3 protein-coding genes are annotated in these 3368 nt (G+C 65.9%); all 3 read left to right on the top strand.

The features are described 5' to 3' along the window. Positions 1–182: 182 nt before the first annotated feature. From D6T64_RS00150 to D6T64_RS00140, 3 genes are read left to right on the top strand one after another with little or no spacing between them, the layout of a single operon-like run. Entirely contained in the window at positions 183–860 is a 678-nt protein-coding gene (locus tag D6T64_RS00150; protein ID WP_147364378.1) for a hypothetical protein, read from the top strand. 32 nt (positions 861–892) lie between these two features. Continuing rightward, positions 893–2422 carry a DDE-type integrase/transposase/recombinase gene (locus D6T64_RS00145; RefSeq protein WP_199719000.1) on the top strand — a complete coding sequence of 510 codons (1530 nt, stop codon included), beginning with the start codon at positions 893–895 and terminating at the stop codon, positions 2420–2422. Next, positions 2419–3231: an ExeA family protein gene (locus tag D6T64_RS00140; RefSeq protein WP_035880690.1), complete on the top strand. Its 813-nt coding sequence runs from the start codon at positions 2419–2421 to the stop codon at positions 3229–3231. The genes D6T64_RS00145 and D6T64_RS00140 overlap by 4 nt, the downstream gene beginning before the upstream one ends. The last annotated feature ends 137 nt before the right edge of the window (positions 3232–3368 follow it).

Below are 3368 nucleotides of genomic sequence, written 5' to 3'. Positions count from 1 at the left end.
TGTTGAACGTCTCCCGGGGTGACGATGTGGGCGTCTTCCCCGGTGACAATGGGGTTTAGCGCGTCAGGATTTGGTATCTGTTCGTCGGCGGCGTCAGGCTGACGACGTCCGGATAGACAAATGGCCCGGCGTGCAATCTTTGAGGATCACGCCGGGCCGTTCTAACGCGTAAGGCCGCGCTGATGCTCACGGTAAGTCATGATCCTGCTGTTGTCGAGTTGAACCTGCTGGTCGGGCGCGTGGCGTGCCCCGATTGTGACGGTCGATTGCGTCCATGGGGCTGGGCGAGGCCCCGCGTCGTTCGGGAGGGCCTCGACACGAAGTGGGTCGGTCGCAGCCTTCGCCCGCGCCGGTCGCGGTGCACGATCTGCCAGGTCACGCATGTGCTGCTCGAGGTGCGGCTGGCCGCGCGCCGGGCCGACACGGCCGAGGTCATCGCGGCGGCGATCGAGGCGAAGACCGTGCTGGGGCAGGGCCATCGGACGATCGCCGCGCGCTGCGGCAGACCGGTCTCTACGGTCAGGGGCTGGCTGCGCGCCTTCGCGACGTCCGCCGTGCTGATCGGCGAACGGTTCACGGGGTTGCTCGTGCGCGATGCTCTAGACGCTGTGGTGCTCTGGCCCAAACCGGGCGGCGGTATCAGTGGCGAGGCGTTGTCGGTGTTGATGGCATACGCCGAAGGGTTAGCTCGTCGATTTGCCGCGACCGTCACGGTGACGTGGATTGACGCTGGCATCGCCGCGACGAATGGGCGGCTTTTTTGCGCGAGCTGGTGGGCTGGCGCTCCCAACACCAACCCGCCCTTACGCCAAGCTCTGGCGGGCGGAAAGGTGGCAACAACGCCTGCCATATTTCTGTGATCGGCGTCTTCACCGTTTGAGAGGACCCTGTTATGCCCGCAACCCCGCCGACCCTCCCGCCGACCACGGCGCCAGCGGCTCCCCGAGCTTCTCCGGTGAGCCCCGCCATCTCGCTCCTGGTGCCGGCGGGGTCGCCGTCGGCATCGGCAGTGCGCCGGGACCGGACGGAGAAAATCGCCCTCTTCCGCTACCAGCTCATCCGCGCTGCGGCTGATGCCGCCGTCACCACGCGTCAGCGCGGTCCGATGGTCCGAGACCTCGCGGCGATGGTTCATCCGGGGCCGTTCGGCGGCACGGTGACGGTCTCCAAAGACACCATCGACCGGTGGATTCGGGCGTGGCGCCGCGGCGGGTTCGACGCGCTGAAACCCCGCAGCCGTGCCCAGGGCGCCGTGACGCCGGCGCAGATCCTCGCGTTGGCCGCGACACTGAAACGCGAACGCCCCGCCCGCACCTCAGCGCAAGTGCGCCGCATCATGATGGACACCCTCGGTGACGCCCCGTCGGAATCGACGTTGCTGCGGCACTTCCGCACCCTGGAACTCCCGACCGGGGTGCGTGATGTTTTCGGCCGGTTCGAAGCGGACTACCCCAACGAAATGTGGGTCGGTGACGCGCTCCACGGACCCAAGATCAATGGCCGCAAAGCGTATTTGTTCGCGTTCCTGGACGACCACACCCGTGTGGTGACGGCCGGCCGCTGGGCCTACGCCGAAGACTCCGTCCGCCTGACCGCCGCACTCCGGCCGGCACTCGAAGCGCGCGGAGTCCCGGGCACCATATATGTGGATAACGGCAGCGCTTTTGTTGACGAGTCGCTCTCTCGGACCTGCGCGAAACTCGGAATCCGGCTGACGCACTCGGCGCCCTACCGGCCGCAGGGCCGCGGCAAGATCGAGCGGTTCTTCAACACCGTCACCTCGCAGTTCCTCAACGAGATCACCACCATCGATTCCAAGACCGGCGAGGTCGATGCAGGGGTGGGCAGCATGGTGACGTCGTTGGATGAGATGAATGCGTTGTTCACGTCGTGGGTGGAGATGGTTTATCACCAGGCCGTGCACTCCACGACCGGGCAGAGCCCGTTGCAACGCTGGGATGCCAGCTGGGTCGGCCAGAAACCGGTCCGGAAGTCCCGGGAGGAGATCGCAGAGGCATTCCGGTGGTCGGCGATCCGCACGGTGACGAAGTCCGCGACGGTGTCGCTGCAATCGAACACCTATCAAGTCGATCAGCTCCTCGTGGGCAAACGGGTCGAGCTGGTCTATGACCCCTTCGACCTCGCCGGGCTGATCACCGTTTCGGCAGGCAACGGCGTCCCGGCCGGCGTCGCCGTGCTCAGCGAAATCCGCCGCCACGTCCACAAGAAAGCCGCGACAGCCGCGGCCGACGAAGCCGAGACGGGCGCGAAAAACGCGGTGTCCGGCATCGATTACCTCCGCCTGGTCGAGGATCGGCATAAGGGAACCATGGCTGGGGAGCCGATCAGCTTCGCTAAAGCGTCCACCGCGAAGCGTCCCGCGGTCGTCTTCGTGCCGACTGCCCAGGAGGCCGTTCGATGAGTATTGACACCCTGCAAGCGCATTACGGCTTCACCCGCATGCCCTTCTCCCGCGATATCCCACCGCAAGCGCTGCACCCACACCCCTCTCATCGGGAAGCGATCGCCCGGATTGATTGGTGCATCAGCCAACGCCAGCTCGGCGTCATCAGCGGGGAGGTCGGCGCCGGGAAAACCGTCGCCGTCCGCGCTGCCCTCGCCCAGCTCGAACCCTCTCGGCATCAGATCATCTACGTTCCCGACCCGACGATCACGATGCGCGGAATCCACACCCGCATCGTCACCGCGCTCGGCGGAACTCCGGCGTTTTTCTCCGGCGTGCTCGCCTCGCAAACAGCGACGCTCCTCGCGGGGGAACTCGACGAACGCGCCCGCCTGCCCGTCGTAGTCATCGACGAAGCGCACCTGCTCACCAACACCGATCTCGAATCGCTGCGCCTCTTGACCAATGCCGATATGGACACCGGCTCGCACTTTGCGATGCTCCTCATCGGCCAGCCGACGCTGCGGCGCCGCCTCAAACTCGCGGTGCTCTCGGCGCTGGATCAACGCATTTCCACGCGCTACACGATCACCGGGATGGGCGCCGGCGACACGACCGATTACATCCGACAGCACCTCACGTTCGCCGGCCGATCCGACCCGCTCTTCTCCGACGACGCCATCCATGCCATCCACCTCGCGTCCCGAGGCTATCCACGCGCGGTGAACAACCTCGCCGTAGCTGCGTTGATCGCGACCTACGCTGCCGACAAGGCAATCGTCGACCTGGCCGCGGCGCAATCGGCGATCACCGAGAACAGCGAGTAAACCCGCGTCACGAGTGACGACGACCACGTCACCCTAACGATGAAAGCCCCGCCGGAATCATCCGGCGGGGCTTTTCCAGACCCGGACATCGTCACCGACGATGACGCCGCCACCGTCAAATAACGCGACGGACAACA

It is taken from the genome of Cryobacterium melibiosiphilum (genome assembly GCF_003602235.1).
Taxonomy (GTDB): domain Bacteria; phylum Actinomycetota; class Actinomycetes; order Actinomycetales; family Microbacteriaceae; genus Cryobacterium; species Cryobacterium melibiosiphilum.
The sequence above is the reverse complement of the archived record's forward strand: the minus strand, read 5'-3'. Positions and strand labels throughout refer to the sequence as shown.